This window comes from Arthrobacter sp. 05L45_2, from assembly GCF_056397525.1.
Map to the genome: position 1 here is coordinate 1 of NZ_JBFTNO010000014.1, position 15,267 is coordinate 15,267.

Annotated in this window: 13 protein-coding genes and 1 pseudogene; 8 read left to right on the forward strand and 6 right to left on the reverse strand. The window is 71.2% G+C overall.

Going from position 1 to position 15,267, the window contains the following annotated elements:
• The 5 genes and pseudogenes from AC1DHD_RS02325 to AC1DHD_RS02345 form a co-directional block, all read left to right on the forward strand.
• Positions 1-735, forward strand: a 735-nt coding sequence (locus tag AC1DHD_RS02325) for an ArgP/LysG family DNA-binding transcriptional regulator (RefSeq protein WP_476878138.1), incomplete at its 5' end; no start/stop codon positions are given.
• A gap of 94 nt (positions 736-829) precedes the next feature.
• Complete coding sequence (locus tag AC1DHD_RS02330) at positions 830-985, forward strand: hypothetical protein (protein ID WP_476878161.1); 156 nt, start codon at positions 830-832, stop codon at positions 983-985.
• Positions 967-1,656 (forward strand): annotated as a pseudogene (locus tag AC1DHD_RS02335) (DMT family transporter); the annotation flags it as partial. The gene AC1DHD_RS02330 and the pseudogene AC1DHD_RS02335, both read left to right, overlap by 19 nt.
• Before the next feature lie 9 nt (positions 1,657-1,665).
• Complete coding sequence (locus AC1DHD_RS02340) at positions 1,666-2,106, forward strand: metallopeptidase family protein (RefSeq protein ID WP_476878139.1); 441 nt, start codon at positions 1,666-1,668, stop codon at positions 2,104-2,106.
• 214 nt (positions 2,107-2,320) lie between these two features.
• Entirely contained in the window at positions 2,321-3,754 is a 1,434-nt protein-coding gene (locus tag AC1DHD_RS02345) for a C40 family peptidase (RefSeq protein WP_476878140.1), read from the forward strand.
• 54 nt (positions 3,755-3,808) lie between these two features.
• Here the strand turns inward: AC1DHD_RS02345 and AC1DHD_RS02350 are convergent, their stop codons facing one another.
• The 5 genes from AC1DHD_RS02350 to AC1DHD_RS02370 all read right to left on the reverse strand — a co-directional run bounded on the left by AC1DHD_RS02350 (position 3,809) and on the right by AC1DHD_RS02370 (position 10,759).
• Positions 3,809-4,654, reverse strand: a complete 846-nt coding sequence (locus AC1DHD_RS02350) for an ABC transporter permease (RefSeq protein ID WP_476878141.1) — start codon at positions 4,652-4,654, stop codon at positions 3,809-3,811.
• Between the two features lie 40 nt (positions 4,655-4,694).
• Positions 4,695-5,690 carry an ABC transporter ATP-binding protein gene (locus tag AC1DHD_RS02355; RefSeq protein ID WP_476878142.1) on the reverse strand — a complete coding sequence of 332 codons (996 nt, stop codon included), beginning with the start codon at positions 5,688-5,690 and terminating at the stop codon, positions 4,695-4,697.
• Entirely contained in the window at positions 5,687-6,832 is a 1,146-nt protein-coding gene (locus AC1DHD_RS02360) for a LolA family protein (protein WP_476878143.1), read from the reverse strand. The genes AC1DHD_RS02355 and AC1DHD_RS02360 overlap by 4 nt, the downstream gene beginning before the upstream one ends.
• A 66-nt stretch (positions 6,833-6,898) precedes the next feature.
• Positions 6,899-9,673 (reverse strand): PEP/pyruvate-binding domain-containing protein, encoded by a 2,775-nt coding sequence (locus AC1DHD_RS02365; RefSeq protein WP_476878144.1) that lies wholly within the window; start codon positions 9,671-9,673, stop codon positions 6,899-6,901.
• A gap of 51 nt (positions 9,674-9,724) precedes the next feature.
• Positions 9,725-10,759, reverse strand: a complete 1,035-nt coding sequence (locus AC1DHD_RS02370) for a universal stress protein (protein ID WP_476878145.1) — start codon at positions 10,757-10,759, stop codon at positions 9,725-9,727.
• A 390-nt stretch (positions 10,760-11,149) separates the two neighbouring features.
• Here AC1DHD_RS02370 and AC1DHD_RS02375 point away from each other — a divergent pair, with 390 nt between their 5' ends.
• Complete coding sequence (locus AC1DHD_RS02375) at positions 11,150-11,830, forward strand: FAD-binding protein (protein WP_476878160.1); 681 nt, start codon at positions 11,150-11,152, stop codon at positions 11,828-11,830.
• 72 nt (positions 11,831-11,902) lie between these two features.
• Here the strand turns inward: AC1DHD_RS02375 and AC1DHD_RS02380 are convergent, their stop codons facing one another.
• Entirely contained in the window at positions 11,903-12,562 is a 660-nt protein-coding gene (locus AC1DHD_RS02380) for a copper resistance CopC family protein (RefSeq protein ID WP_476878146.1), read from the reverse strand.
• 112 nt (positions 12,563-12,674) lie between these two features.
• Here AC1DHD_RS02380 and AC1DHD_RS02385 point away from each other — a divergent pair, with 112 nt between their 5' ends.
• Both AC1DHD_RS02385 and hutG read left to right on the forward strand, forming a co-directional pair.
• A complete protein-coding gene (locus tag AC1DHD_RS02385; RefSeq protein ID WP_476878147.1) occupies positions 12,675-14,117 on the forward strand; it encodes an NCS2 family permease in 1,443 nt (480 codons plus the stop codon).
• A 171-nt stretch (positions 14,118-14,288) separates the two neighbouring features.
• On the forward strand, positions 14,289-15,236 hold the full coding sequence (gene hutG, locus AC1DHD_RS02390; RefSeq protein ID WP_476878148.1) for a formimidoylglutamase: 948 nt from the start codon (positions 14,289-14,291) through the stop codon (positions 15,234-15,236).
• The last annotated feature ends 31 nt before the right edge of the window (positions 15,237-15,267 follow it).

Genomic DNA, 15,267 nt, shown 5'->3' on the forward strand with positions numbered 1-15,267 from the left:
GTGCTGACGCGGGCGCGTCCGCCCGGCCCCACGGAGTCCGGGAAGGCCGTGGTCCGGTTCGCCCGGCAACTGGAGCTGCTGTCTGCCGACCTCGCCGAGGAGCTGCGGCCGGGCGCCGGGTCACAGCTGGTCCGCCTGACACTGGTCATCAACAGCGACTCCCTGCATACCTGGGCGCTTCCGGGGCTCGCGGCCGTCGCGGGACGGGTCCAGCTCGAAATCCTCCGCGAGGACCAGGATTACTCCCTGGAACTCCTCCGCAGCGGCGCCGCGGCAGCCGCTGTCACGACCACCGCCAAGGCAGCACCCGGCTGTTCCTCCCGGCGGCTCGGCGTGATGCGCTACCTGCCGGTCTGCACGCCGGACTTCGCCGCCCGGTGGTTTCCCGACGGGGTTTCCCCGCACACCCTGGCCGTGGCTCCGGTGATGGTCTTTGACCGCAGGGACGGTCTCCAGGACCGGTACCTGCGGTCGGTGGGCACTCCGGTCCCCCGGCCGCCCCGGCACTTCGTCCCGGCGGCCCATGAGTTTGCCGAAGCCATCCGCTGGGGGATGGGGTGGGGGCTGCTCCCCGAGATTGAAGCCGCCGAGGAACTGCGGGACGGCGCCCTTGTGTCGCTGGATCCTGCAGCCCATGTGGACGTGCCGCTGCATTGGCAGCAGTGGCGGCACGGCTCGGCCGCACTCGACGAAGTCGCGGCGGCGATCCAGGCCGCCGCACGTCCGCTCCGCTGAGCCGGAGACCCGGCGCCGCGGTTTGGCAGGAACTCGACTAGACCTGACCGATTTCCGCCAGCCCCGGTGTCCGTCCACCGGCTAGATTGGCACCATGGCAACAACCGCCGAGACAGGCACCCCCCACCCGGACCACCCCCAGCCGGACAGCACCCACGAAGCAGCCTCACATGCGGCACCCCCGGCCACACCCCCGGCCCCGATCAAGACCGGACAGATCAGCCGGCTCGCATCCTGGCCTACGGTGTGATGTGGTTCGGGGGCTACAACCTGGCCCTCAACGCCGCCGAGCACATGCTCGACGCGGGCACGGCAGCCCTCCTGATCAACGTCAACCCCATCCTCGTCGCCGTGATGGCCGGGATCATCCTGAAGGAAGGCTTCCCGCGCTGGCTGATCATCGGCAGCCTGGTGGCCTTCGGCGGAGTGGCGGTTATTGCCCTGGGATCCGGCCAGCGTTCGACAGCGGATGTCGCCGGAGTGCTGCTGTGCCTGCTCGCCGCAGCCCTCGCGGCGGTCAGCGTAATCGTGCAGAAGCCGGTCCTGCGCAAGTTCCCCGCCGCCCAGGCCACCTGGTTCGGGATTATGGTGGGCGCCGTCTGCTGCCTGCCCTTCAGCGGACAGCTCGTCACCGAAGTGCAGGCCGCACCCCTGTCGGCAACGTTGGGGCTGGTCTATTTGGGCGTCTTCCCCACCGCCATCGCCTTCACCACGTGGGCCTACGCCCTCTCGCTGATCGACGCCGGCCGGCTGGCCGCCACCACCTATCTGGTCCCGGGCACCACCATCCTGATCTCCTGGCTGGTGCTCGGCGAAATTCCCACTGTCTGGGGCCTGGTGGGCGGCGTGATCTGCCTCGCCGGCGTCGCCCTGACCCGGCGCCGCTCCCGGCCCGCCGCGGGCTCGCGGAGCAGGGCCTAAAGTGAGGGGATGACCGGCTCCCTGCCTCCCGGCCTGCCCATTGTGCCCGAGGGCGGCGGCCCCACGGACGACGGCGGCGGCCCGTTCCCGATGTCCGAGGACGAGTTCGAGACCGCGGTGGGCGAGGCCCTGGACCGGATTCCGCACGAACTGGCCCGGACCATGACCAACGTGGCCGTCTTCATCGAGGATGACTACACCCCGCAGCCCGGGGAGGATCCGGACACGGTGCTGCTGGGGCTCTATGAGGGGGTGCCCCTGACCGAGCGGGACTCCTGGTGGGACGCCGGCTCGCTGCCGGACCGGATCACCATCTACCGCCGGCCCATCCTGGASCTCTGCGCCTCCCGSGAGGACGTGGTCGAGGAGGTGACGGTGACCGTGGTCCACGAAGTCGCCCACCATTTCGGCATCAGCGACGAGCGCCTGCACGAACTCGGCTGGGGCTAGCCCCCGGGCTCCTTCTGCAGCCGGATCAGGCGACACGCCCGCCGCAAATCCGGCCAAATGACATTCTTGTTGTTTATGTTACTGATGTGACCTTTGTTGCCAAAGTTGCATTTGGCACGTAGCCTCGTGCCTGCTGGGCGATCCGCAGAGGTGGCATTTTTATGTGCCAATTTCAGACCTCGCTCGTTCCAGCCTGACTGCAGCGAGGTTTTCCATGGCTTGGACCCGACCCGGCGGCAGGGCTGCGGCCCTAGGCACCGCCGTCGTACTGCTTGGTACGCTGGCGCTCCCCGCACAAGCCTCGCCGGCGACGTCCGTTTCCGCCATCCGGGTGCCGGCTACCGAGGATCTCCCCACGCCGGGCGACATCGCTGCCGCGAAATCCAATGAACACGCCACGGCGGACCAGGTGACCCGCATCGACCGCATCCTGGCCGAAGCCTCCGCCGCCAAGGAGACGGGCCTAGCGACCTCGCTCGCTGCCAACAACGCCTACGCGGATGCCCTCGTTGAGCTCGGCATCCGCCGGGACGCCGCGGCGCTGGCCGAGGCAAAAGCCACCGCCGCCGAAGCCGCGCAGGCCAAGGCACGCAAACTGGTCGGCCAACTGGCCGGGGACCTCTACCGCAACGGCGGTATGACGCCTGCACTGGACAGCCTGGTCGGCGGGGACGGCAGGGCCCTCCAGCAGGCCGCGACCCTGGAAGCCCTGGCAGCCAACCGGAGCCGCGCTTTCCAGGAGTCGGAGACGGCTGCGGCCGCGGCACAGTCCGCGAAAGATGCCGCGGCCGACGCTGACCGGGCCGCCGACGACGCCGCCCGTACGGCGGAATCACGCAAGGCCGACGCCGAACGCGCCGACGCGGACCGGCTGAAGGCGGTCTCCGACGCTGCGGCGCAGCGGACGGTCCTGGTCAGCCAACTGGCGACGCTCCGCAACACCACGGTGGCCCTGGAGTCGGCACGGGTGGACGCCCTGGACCGGCAGCGCCAGCAGGCCCAACTGGCCGCGCTGACGGCCGCGCCCGCGTCCGGCGGGCAATCCGCCCCGGACGCACCCCCGGCACAGGCCGGTTCCTCGCCGGCAGCCCCGGACCGGCCGGCCGCCCCCGCGCCGCAGCCGCCCGCAGCAAATACCCCGGCCCCCGTGGCGCCCGTGGCCCCCGAGCCCGCGCCTGCACCCGCTCCCGCGCCCGCTCCTGCTCCTGCACCTGCTCCTGCACCTGCACCTGTTCCCGCTCCTGCCCCCGCCCCCGCTCCCGCGCCTTCGCCGGGCGGCTCTAACGAGGTGGCCATTTCGTCCGCCCTCGGCAAGGTGGGCGCACCGTACTTCTACCTCTACGGCGGGACCGGCGCCCGTGGTTTTGACTGCTCCGGCCTGGTCCAGAACGCCTTCGCGGCCGCCGGGAAGAGCCTGCCACGCACCGCTGCCGAGCAGTTCGCGCAGGCGCCCGTGAAAGTACCCCTGGCTGCGGCCCAACGCGGGGACCTCCTGGTCTGGGGCTCGGCGCCGGGCTTCTACCACGTCGCCATCTACCTTGGCGGGGGCCGGGTGGTCCAGGCGCTGAATCCGGAGAGCGGGATTACCGTGACGGACCTGGCGTCCATGGCCGGGATGCAGCTGTACCCGTACGCCGCCCGGTACTGACCAGCGCGCCGGGACGTCTCCGACGGCCGTCCTAACCGTGGGCGGGCAGTGCGTCTACGAGAGCACGTCCTTCGTCGCGAAGCGGGCGTAAGCGAGGGAGCCGAACACGGCCAGATATGCCCCCTGCAGCAGTGCGTTGGCCCCGAACGAGTCCCACACGACCGGCAGGCGCAGCAGGTCGCCGAAGTCCAGCCAGCGGTGGCTGAAGAGCCACGGATGCAGCCAGTCCAGCTGCGGCAGGGCGTCCGCGACCTGGGACACAACGGCCAGCACCACCGTGGCGGCCATCGCCCCGACGGGCACGTCGGTGAGGGTGGACATAAACAGGCCGATCGCTGAGAGCCCCACGAGGGACACGGCCAGGTAGGCGGCGATCAGGAGCAGCCGCACGAAGGCGTCGGCGGCGCCGATGGTGTCCCCCGACAGCAGGGTCACAGGCCCCACCGGGAACAGTGCGGCCCCGATCCCGGCTCCGACCAGGGCCACGGTCAACGGCGCCACGACGGCGAACACGACGGCGCCCGCATACTTGACCACCAGCAGCCGGACCCGCCCGGCCGGGGCAGCCAGCAGGTACCTGAGGGTCCCGAGCCCAGCCTCGCCGGCCAGGGTGTCGCCCGCCACCACTCCGATGGTGAGGGGCAGGAACAACGGAACAGCCACCAGCATGGCGGTGACGCCGACAAACAGGCCGTTCTGGCTGATCCGGTCCAGGAAAGCCGGGCCTCGTCCGGGCGGCACGGCCGAGGAAAGCCGGACGGCCAGGGCAATCAGCACGGGGATGGCAGCCAGGGCGAGCAGCATGGCCCAKGTCCGGCGCCGGCGGAACAGCACGGCCAGCTCGGAGCCGAGCAGCCGCAGCCCCGGCGTGCGGCGGCCAGCCGGTGCCGCTGCTGGCACTGCTGCAGGCGCGGGTGCCGGTAGCGGTTCCGGCAACGGTTCACTGGGCAACGTCGAACCCCTCCCCCGTCAGCTCCACGAAGCGGTCCTCCAGACTGCCCTGTTCCACGGTGAAGCCGCGCACCCGGACGCCGGCCGCCACGAGGGCGGCCACCATTTCCTCAGGCGCGGGCTGGCCCGCACCGGGCCCGGCCGGCAGCGGCGCCGTCAGCACCTCGCCGACCGCCCCGGAACCCCCGCCGTCGGGATTCCAACCGTCAGCGGTCAGTCCCAGGCCGGCCAGCACCCCGGCAGCAGCGCCGGGGTCGGGGGTGAGCAGGCGGATCCTGGCCCGCCCGGCACGCCGGAGTTCCGGGAGCGGGCCCTGGGCGACCAGCCGGCCGGCGCTCATGATCGCGGCGTGGGTGCAGATCTGTTCCACCTCGGCTAGCAGGTGGCTGGAGACAAAGACAGTGGCCCCGTCCGCGGCGAGGGAACGCACCAGGTGGCGCACCTCGCGAGTGCCCTGCGGGTCCAGGCCGTTGGTTGGCTCGTCCAGCACCAGCAGCTCCCGCGGCGCCAGCAGGGCGTTGGCAATCCCCAGCCGCTGCTTCATGCCCAGCGAATATGCCCGGACTTTTTTGTCCGCCGCGTGGGCCAGGYCCACCCGTTCCAGCGCCGACCGCACCCGGGCCCGGCGCGTCCCCGCCGCGGTTTCCGGGTCAGCGGCGTCGAACCGGGCGAGGTTGGCGGCCCCGGAGAGGAAAGGGTAGAAGGCAGGACCTTCCACCAGCGCCCCGACCCGGGGCAGGACGCTGCGGAGCTGCCGCGGCATGTCCTCGCCCAGGACACGCACTGAGCCGCCCGACGCCGCGGCCAGGCCCAGCATGATCCGGATGGTGGTGGTTTTCCCCGAGCCGTTGGGGCCCAGGAAACCAAAGACGGAACCTTTGGGGACGGCGAGGTCCACGCCGTCGACGGCCAGTTGCCGGCCGAAGCGTTTGCTCAGGCCGCGGGTTTCAATGCTCAGCTCGGTGGATGGCGCGACGGCGGTCACCGGGCGGCGGCCGCGGCCTGGAGCCGATCCAGCGGGACGGACCCGGCGAACACCCGGCCGTCGTCGAGGATCAGCAAGTTCACCAGTGCACTGGAGAGAAGCCGGCCGCCGGCTACTGGGACCGCCGCCCTGGCCAGCAGGGATGCAGCCGCGCCCGGTCCGCTGGTTTCCGGGGCGCCCGTCTCAGGACCGCCGGATCCGGGGGCGCCCGCCGGCAGTTCGACGACGGATTCCCACCCGGTGCCGGTGACTTTGGCCCGGTTCTTCATCAGTTTGGCGGGCTCTTTGGACATCTTGTTATGGTCCTTCGCGGCCGCGCCGGACCGGTCCTTCGCAGCTCCCGGCTTGTGGTCCGGGACCGGGATCTCCTTGACGGTGGCGCCGGCGGGCGGGCTGAACCGGAAGAGCGCCGGGTCCGGGGTATCCAGGGACAATTTGGTGAAGGCTACGCTGAACGCCGGTTCCGACTGCCCGCGGGAGGTCACCTCGACGCCCAGCGGCATACCGTTTTGGCCGTCCACCGAGATCTCGACGGATTCCAGCAACGTGACCTGTGACCGGGGTTTGAGCACCAGCTGGTACGCCGCGCGCCCGGCCACCTCGGTGTCCGGCCCGACCGTCAACTCGCTGCTGCGGTCCAGTTTGGCAAGCAGCTTGGCCGCCAGCGCATCGGGGGTGGGCATTGCGTCCTTCCCCGGCGCGTGCCGGGTCCCGGCTCCGGCCGGAAGGACCGCGTGCTCGGCGGTGTTGTCCTTGGAGTTGTAGAACCAGACGTCGTTCCCGTGCCGGACGAGGTCGCGCTCGGCGAGCCGGTCCATCACCTGGATGCGGGCGTTGTCCGCCCCGTCCCGGTAGACCCGTGCGGTGTGCGGTGCGGTCAGCAGCTCCAGCCACGCGGTGTCTGCAGTTGCCGTGCCCGGCCCGGATTGGGGAAGTGCCGGGAGCCCCAGGCTGGAGGTCTGTTCCAGGGTTCCCGAGTAGGACGCATCCCGGTGCTGCGCGATCAGGGCGAGCACCTGCTCCGGCGTCTTGGCGGGCAACGGATCCCCGGCGCTGGCGGGCAGGGACCCGGCGAGCGCTCCGGCGGCGATCACGGCAGGAACGGTTGCGGCCGGCAGCCAGCGCAACCAGGTGCGGGTCATAACGACCGCGCTCCAACATGGCAGCTCATAAATCAACAGTACGCCCGGAACGGACGGCTGCGACCGTCAGCGGACAGATTCCTCCGGCGGCCCCGCAGCGGGCCGGCCGGCGGCCGGCGGCGGCTCCGGGACCACGGTTCCGGCGGCGCCGTCGACCGTGACGCGTTGCCCGGTTGTGATCAGCGAGGTGGCGTCGGGGACGCCGACCACGGCCGGGATGCCGTACTCCCGGGCGACGACGGCGCCGTGTGAGTTGGGGCCGCCCATTTCCATCACGAGTCCGCCGGCCGTGAGGAACAACGGGGTCCAGCCCGGGTCGGTGGAGGGTGCCACGAGGATCTCGCCGGGCTCCAGCCGCGCCCCGAGAGGCTCCAGGATCACGCGGGCGGCGCCGCTTACCGTGCCGGCCGAGGCAGGACTGCCCGTCAGCACACCGGGTACTCCTGCCCCTCCCCCGGCAGCGCCGGACTGCACGGCCTCGGGTTCGGTCCCGTCCGAAAGAAGGACCCGGGGGATGTGCCGCCGGCCAAGTTCGTGGTCGTAGGCCTCACGGCGCCGGGCCACCAGCTGGTGCAGCACCTCTCCGGCGAGTGCTGCCCGGACCTCCACCAGGTCGAGGAAAAAGACGTCGTCCGCGGCCCCGATACGGCCCGCCGCCGCCAGGTCGCTGCCGATGGCCTGCAATTGCGCCCGCACCGCCGCGAGCGCTTCAACAATGTGGTACTTCGGGAGTTCGCGCAGGCCGGCGAACATCCGGACGCGCCGGAGCGCAGCGCGCACCAGTGCACCCCGCAGCCTGCTCCGCTGTCCCGCAGCCGCGCTCAGGCGGTCCACCTGCGCCTCGGCCTCGCGCGCAGCCTTGCGGAACTGCCGGTCCGGGGCCTGGTCCGGGTCCTCCAGCCGCAGGTAGTTGGCCAGGACGCCGAGGATGTGCGCCGGGTCGTCGGACCAGCGGGGCATCCCCAGGTCTATCTCGGCCACGGCCCGGTGCCCGTAACGGCCCAGGAAACCGGCCAGCCCGGACTGCACGACGGCGGGCAGGGCGTGTTCGCGGTAGCGCCGGGCGAGCTCCTGCACCCCGGCGCCGGGAGAAGCCTCGGCGAACACGGCGGCCCCGGCGGCATCCTCCCGGATGGCCATGGCGAGGTGCCAGAGGGCCAGGTCCATCTCCGTGGTGACGTTGTCCGGGAGCCCGCGCAGGACCGGCTGCAGCGCCCCCGGCCCGGCGGCGGAGCCCAGCAGCTTCCCGGCGGCGGCCAGCAGGGCAAAGCCCAGCGCCGGCACCGGCAGGATATTGGGCACCACCGGGAACAATTCACGGCCGAGGATGCGCTCCACGTGGTCCAGCCGCTGCTCCGCCGTCGAACCGGCCTGAACCACCAGGGCGGCGCGGAAGCGTTCACCGAACGCCTCCACCCGGCGCAGCGCGGCATTCGGCCGGAACAGCGCCCGGAGCAGGGACGCCGGGACCCGGGCCCGCGCCGCCACGGGGACCACGTGCCTCAGCAGCCGCCACGGGGACCTGCTGGTCACCGAGAACCGCGGGTCATCGAACAAGCCGCGCAGCACCGTGGCGGAACGGGCCTCCATGACGTCAAAGACCCGCGGAACAATAGCCCGCCCGACGCCGCTGCGCGCCACCGCGGTCAGGTCAAAGAACAGCCGCTGCCCGGCCTGGACGTAGGGTGGCGGACCGTCGTGGGGTACCGGCACCTCAAAGTGCGCGGCCCGTGCCACCGACGCGGCGATCAGCCGGAAGCCCGCCAGTCCCATGGGGGTCAGCGGCCGGGTCAGGCCCTGCGCCAGGCTGAAGCACAAGTAGACGCGGGTTCCGTTGTGGACGGCGGCCCGCTCGGGCAGCGGATACAGGGTGGTGATCGGCCGTGACTGCGTCAGCCACACCCCGCCCGCGTCATCGATTGCCCATTCGATGTCCTGCGGGGCACCGAAGTGCAGTTCCGCACGGCGGCCCAGCAGCTCGAGCGCCAGCAGTCCGGCGTCGTYAATGCACGGTTCCGCGCCGGCGGCCGGCTGGACGATCCGCTCGGTGCCGCCGCCCGGCAGCGCCCGGATCGCCACGCCCTTGCTGCCGATGCGGCGCTCCAGGATCCTGCGGGTCGCGCTGTCGACGACGAAGTGGTCCGGGTTGACGGCCCCGGACACCACCGACTCGCCGAGGCCCGGACTGGCATCGATCACCGCCTCGTGCCGGCGGYCGGTGACAGGGTTGGCTGTGAACAGGACGCCGGCCACGGTGGCGTCCACCATCGTCTGGACCACCACGGCCAGCGACACCGTGTCCGGGCTGATCCGGTGGGTGGCGCGGTAGCTCACGGCGCGGTCGGTCCAGAGGGAGGCCCAGCACCGCCGCACGGCGGCCAGGACGTCGTCGGCCCCGACAACGTTCAGGAAGGTGTCCTGCTGCCCGGCGAAGCTGGCGAAGGGAAGGTCTTCGGCGGTGGCCGAGGACCGGACTGCGACGGCGGCGCCCGGTCCCAGCGCGGCGTAGGCGTCGCGGACGGCCCCGGCAATATCGGCCGGCATCTCCGCGGCCAGGACCAGGGCGCGGGCGTCGGCGGCCAGTGCGGCGAGCGCCGGGAGGTCGTCCGGGGCGGCCGCGGCCAGTGCGGCGTGGACGGCGTCCAGGCCGGCGGACGACGTCGCCTGCCGGTACGCCCGGGTGGTCAGGCAGAAGCCCGCCGGGACCGGGAGCCCGGCACGGATCATTTCCCCGAGGTTGGCGCCCTTGCCGCCGACCTCCGGCAGCAGTGCGGCCTGCTCCAGGCCGAGGACCAGCCGGGGCTCCGGCCGCGGCCCGCCGGGAACGGGTGACTGGCCCATCTGCCGCTCCTTCCTTCGCTGCGAAAGCGCCTGTCCCGGGGTGCGGGGCTGTTAGTCCCCGAGCATGGGTCCGAAGCTGGGCCTGTCGGCCAGCCGCGGGTCCTCCCGGTCCGGGACCACCATCACGGGGCCCTTGGCGTGGTGCAGGATGCCGTCGGAGGTGGATCCCAGGAGCATCCCGGCGAATCCGCCGCGGCCGCGGGTGCCCACGACAACCAGCTCGGCGTGCCGGCTGGCCTCGACCAGGATGTCGATCGGGGACCCGTCGACCAGCTGGGTGGTGACCTCCAGCCGCGGGTAGTGGCTCTTGAGCCAGGCGACACCCGCGTCGAGCTGGACCCGGATATCGGCGAACAGGGCTTCGCGGTCCATCGGGGCCGGAACCCAGGCCAGAGAGCCGCTGTACTGCGGGACGGCGCACACCAGGCGCAGCGGCGCGCTGAGGCGTTCGGCCTGGGCCGCGGCCTCGAGGACCGCCACCCGGGCCTGTTCGGAGCCGTCGACGCCCGCCACCACCACGTTTTCAACGAGCTGCCGGCCGGACTTCTCCCGCTCGGCCCGGACGTGTTTGTCGTCAGTGGTCTCGCCCAGCCGGTCACCGCATATCAGCGGCACGGTCACCGTGGGGCATTTGGCGTGGGCGGGCAGTGCGCTGGAGACCGAACCGAGCAGCCGGCCCACAAAACCGCCCCGGCCGCGGGTGCCGAAGACCAGCAGCTCGGCGGTTTCGGTCATCTCCAGCAGGACCCCGGAGGCGTCGCCGTTTTCCACCGAGGCGTCGACTTCAATGTTGTAGCGGGCCACCTTGTCGAGTGCCTGCTTCAGGATGGCTTCTGCGCCCTCGCGGATCACCGAGTCGTCCACCGTGGCGTAGCCGCCGTCCAGGCCGGATGCCGCGAAGACCGGGACGGAGTATGCGGTGACAATATGCAGCGGCCGCTGGCGACGCTCGGCTTCGCGGGCAGCCCACACCAGGGCGCAGTGGCTGTGGTCCGAGCCGTCCACGCCGACCACGATTCCCCGGGGCGCGGGGCGCTCGCCGGGGGCATCGCCCACCGGATCCGGATGCACCTGTTCTCGGGCCATGGGGTCCGCCTCCTCGCGTTACGTGGCTGTGTTGCGGCTATTCTGCCAGATCAGTCCTGCCGCGGGCGCCATCGGGGGCACGGGCAAGGTTTACCCAGTGTTTACACGGCCGGCCGCCGGCACACATACGCGGGGATTCGGGGCCGGAGGGGCTCCGCCGCCCGGCGCGAGGCCGCAAAATCCGCGCGGTTCCGGGGCAAACAAGCACGTCTGATGACCCCCTAGGCACGGCCGACAATCTTGGGTATTCTCTGAGGCATTGCCGAACCGAGATTCGTCTTTCAGATCGCCGACTTCCCTGGGAGCGCGACCGGACGGATTGGCGGAGAGGCGTTCCGGGCACTGGCCCGGGATGACCCATTTTTCGAGGAGGACCCCGGAGTGTCGAGCATGCCTGTGTGCGGCGGAATCGAGCGGACCAACACTGTGGTCATCGGTACGGGTCTGTCCGGTCTGGCGGTCGCCAGTGAGCTGCAGCGCCGCGGCGTCGGCGCCATTGTGGTGGACGGGCTGGACCTGCTCGGGGCCGGGAATCCGGCCAACACCTCATCGCTGCAGCGGTGCGACGCCGCGGACGCCGCGTCCCTGCGCGAGCGCAACGAGATCCTCCGGCACCTGCGCAACTACGCTGCCAGCCACAACCTCGATATCCGCAGCAACGTCCGCGCCCTGCAGCTGGACCACCTGGAGGCCGACGGCGGATTCGCCGCGGACGGATTCAGCGGGTTCCAGGGCGCCGGTTTCGACGCGCCCGGGCTGCCGGGCCCGGCCCAGCAGTGGGCCGTGAGCACCCCCAATGGCGTCCTGTACGCGGACCATCTGGTCCTCACACGCTGCGCGCACAGCCAGTTGCGCCGCATGCTGGCCGAGCTCGGGGTCGCCGCGGGACAAAACCTGATGGCCGCCATGCACGCGCTGGGCATGTACCTCGTGGGGGTCGGCGAGCTGATTACGCCGACGCCGAAGGAAGTCCTGCGTCAGGCCAAGCTGGTGGGGCAGGCGATTTCGGCGAAGGTCCACCCGGAGGGGATGCCGGCGCTGCTGTCCGGCGGGCTGGCCCTGCCGGCCTGAGAGCCCGACTCTTCCGACGCCGGTCGCCGCCCGCTGGCGCCAGCTGCTGCTATCGGCGTCCCTGCGCCTCCGTCAGCTTTTGCTGCTAACGTCCGTCCCGCCGTCGTCGCCGGCAGCGTCAGCCTCGCCGTCGTCGCCGTCCTTCAGGCGCCGCTTCGCCATCAGCCCCAGCGTCACCAGGATGCCGACCGCCACGGCGACGAACAGCACGATGCTCCAGGGGAAGGGTTGGGAGGCGTCGGGCACTTGCGTGGGCGCGATGGTGGTGCCCGGGGGCGCGGTGCCCAGGGTCGGAACCGACCCGCCCGCGGTTCCGGCTCCCGCCGTCGAACCTCCGGCCGCTGCGGTGGCCGTAAACGTGAAGGTACCGTCGATCGGGTGCCCGTCCGAGCTGGCCACCCGCCACTGCACGGTGTAGGCGCCGGCCGGAGCGCCCGACTTGAGCTTCTGCGAGACCACGTTGTCCACGATCTCCGCCGCGCCGTCGGCCCAGTTGGTTCCGCCGGCGTCGTTGACCTTGATCTGGGTGCCGAGCGCCAGGGGATGGTTGCTGAGGGTTAGCGATACCGCGGCCGGCGGAACGGGAACTGTCGCGTTCGCAGCCGGGCTGGTCGACTCAACGGCGTCGTGGGCCGACGCCGGACCGGCACCCAGCAGGGCGGTGCCCAGCAGGACCACCGCCACCGTAAGGAGGCCCAGCAGGGCGCCCGGAAGTTTTCGGATGAAACGCATGGCAGGCCCGCTCCTCGTGTTGGCTTCCTTACAGACTAGGCGAGTTTGGCGGGTGGGCGCCGTCACGCCTAATAGGATTTAGCTAACACCCCTTTTCCCTCCCGGAGGACCAATGCTTAAGCAGGGCTCTGCACTCGACCGGTATTTCAAGATTTCCGAGCGGGGGTCGAACTTCTCCCGCGAGATCCGCGGCGGGTTCGCCACCTTCTTCGCCATGAGCTACATCGTGGTGCTGAACCCGTTGATCCTCTCCGGCCCGGACTCGTCCGGCGGAACCCTGGGCTTCGCGGCCGTGGCCGCCGTGACCGCCTTTGTGGCCGGCATCCTGACCATCCTCATGGGGGCCTGGGCCAAGCACCCCTTCGCGCTGGCCACCGGCCTGGGCGTCAACGCGTTCGTGGCCGTCACGGTCGCCACCAACCCGGGCCTGACCTGGCCGGACATGATGGGCCTGGTGGTCCTCTCCGGCGTCACCATGCTGATCCTGGTGCTGACCGGTTTCCGGACCGCCGTGTTCAAGGCCGTCCCGGAGGGGCTGAAAACGGCGATCGTGGTGGGCATCGGCCTGTTCATCGCCCTGATCGGCCTGGTCAACGCCGGCTTCGTCCGCCGCATCCCCGACGTCGCGGGCACCACCGTCCCGGTGGGCCTCGGCTTTGACGGCAAGCTCCTGGGCTGGCCCACGCTGGTGTTTGTGGTGGGCCTGATCCTGACCATCGCCCTGGTGGTCCGCAAGGTCAAGGGCGCCATCCTGATCGGCATCATCACCTCCACCATCCTGTCCGTGATCCTGGAATTCACCCTGCACATCGGCCCCAGCTTCGACGGCAAGAACTTCAACCCGCAGGGCTGGTCCCTGGTGGCGCCCAAGTTCACCGAGTGGGCCGCCCCGGACCTCTCCCTGATCGGCAAGGCCAACCCGTTCGGCGCCTTCGAGCACCTCGGTGTGGTGGCCGCGACCCTGCTGGCCTTCGTSATCCTGCTGWGCATCTTCTTCGACGCCATGGGCACCATGGTCGGCCTGGCCACCGAGGCCGGGACCATCGACAAGGACGGCAACATCCCCAACGTGGACCGGGTCCTGCAGATCGATGCCCTCGGCGCGATCGTAGGCGGCGGCGCGTCCGTTTCGTCCAACCAGATCTACGTTGAGTCAGGCGCCGGCATCGGCGAAGGCGCCCGCACCGGCCTGGCTTCGATCGTCACAGGCCTGCTGTTCCTGGTTGCCATGTTCTTCACCCCGCTGATCAACCTCGTGCCGTTCGAGGCCGTGGCCCCGGCGCTCGTCGTCGTCGGTTTTATGATGGTCTCCCAGGTCGGCAAGATCGACTGGCAGGACTGGGGCATCGCGATCCCGGCCTTCCTGACCTTCACCCTGATGCCGTTCACCTACTCGATCGCCAACGGCCTCGGCGCCGGGTTCATCTCCTTCGTCGTCATCCGCCTGGTCCAGGGCCGTGCCCGCGAAGTGCACCCGCTGATGTGGGCCGTGGCCGCCGCCTTCCTGCTGTTCTTCGGCATCGGCACCATCGAGGCTGCGCTCGGTATCCACTAGGACCCGGCTTCCGCCTTCCCGCCCGCCGAGTTGGTACTTCGCGGCAGTGTTTCGCCAAAACATCGCTGCGAAGTGCCGACTCGGCGGCGTTTAAGCGTGGTTTCCGGGATTTCGGACACCCCGACGGCGGCGCTGCTGGCTTTCCGGGCCCGGCTGCGGTGAGCTTGGAGCATGCTTTCCGCCGCCCCCCTCACCGATGTCCCGCCGCAGCCCTGGACAGGCAGGTTCGACGGCGACGGCGCTGAACACCGCCGCTGGTGGCAGGCGGTGTCGCCCTGCACCGCGGACCGACTCGCCGCGGCGCGGCCGGCCGTCATCCTCGGCTTCGGCAGCGACGCCGGGGTGCGCCGGAACAAGGGCCGGACCGGGGCGGCGGCCGCGCCGGCCGCCATCCGCGCCGCCCTCGGCCCGCTGGCCTTCCACCTGGACCGGGACGTCCTCGACGCCGGCGACGTCACCGTGGACGGGGACGCCCTGGAGGCCGGGCAGGAGCGGGCGGGCCGCGCCATCACGGGGCTGCTCGACGCCGGTGCACTGCCCGTGGTCCTGGGCGGCGGGCACGAGACCGCGTTCGCCAGCTACCTCGGCGTCGCCGGTTCCGCGGCCGTCCGCGGCGGCGTCCGGTTGGGCGTGCTCAACATGGACGCCCACTTCGACCTCCGCGACGAACCGGTGCCCAGCTCGGGAACCCCGTTCCTCCAGATGGCCCGGGCGGAAGCCGCCGCGGGCAGGGAACTGCAGTACGCCGTCGTCGGAATTTCCGAGCCCAACAACACCCCTGCGCTGTTCCGGACGGCCGCGGAACTCGGGGTGGACTACCTGCTGGACGAGGACTGCGCACCGGACGCTGTGCAGGACTTCGTGGCGGGTTTCCTGGACCGGGTGGACGCCCTGTACCTGACCATCGACCTGGACGTGCTCCCGGCATCCGTGGCGCCCGGCGTCAGCGCCCCGGCCGCGTACGGTGTCCCGCTGCCGGTGATCAGCGCCGTCTGCCGGCAGGTCGCCGCGAGCGGGAAGCTGCTGCACCTTGACGTCGCGGAACTGAACCCGGAGTTCGACGTCGATGGCCGCACCGCCAAGGTCGCAGCCCGGCTGATCAACACCCTCCTGCGCTAACCGCCAGCCCGGGCCAGGCCCGAGAGATCAG

Excerpts from the sequence above, each read along its gene's own strand:
- AC1DHD_RS02380 (WP_476878146.1), bottom strand. The coding sequence starts at position 12,562 with ATGCGTTTCATCCGAAAACTTCCGGGCGCCCTGCTGGGCCTCCTTACG.
- AC1DHD_RS02375 (WP_476878160.1), top strand. The coding sequence starts at position 11,150 with ATGCCTGTGTGCGGCGGAATCGAGCGGACCAACACTGTGGTCATCGGT.
- hutG (WP_476878148.1), top strand. The coding sequence starts at position 14,289 with ATGCTTTCCGCCGCCCCCCTCACCGATGTCCCGCCGCAGCCCTGGACA.
- AC1DHD_RS02330 (WP_476878161.1), top strand. The coding sequence starts at position 830 with ATGGCAACAACCGCCGAGACAGGCACCCCCCACCCGGACCACCCCCAG.
- AC1DHD_RS02360 (WP_476878143.1), bottom strand. The coding sequence starts at position 6,832 with ATGACCCGCACCTGGTTGCGCTGGCTGCCGGCCGCAACCGTTCCTGCC.
- AC1DHD_RS02370 (WP_476878145.1), bottom strand. The coding sequence starts at position 10,759 with ATGGCCCGAGAACAGGTGCATCCGGATCCGGTGGGCGATGCCCCCGGC.
- AC1DHD_RS02345 (WP_476878140.1), top strand. The coding sequence starts at position 2,321 with ATGGCTTGGACCCGACCCGGCGGCAGGGCTGCGGCCCTAGGCACCGCC.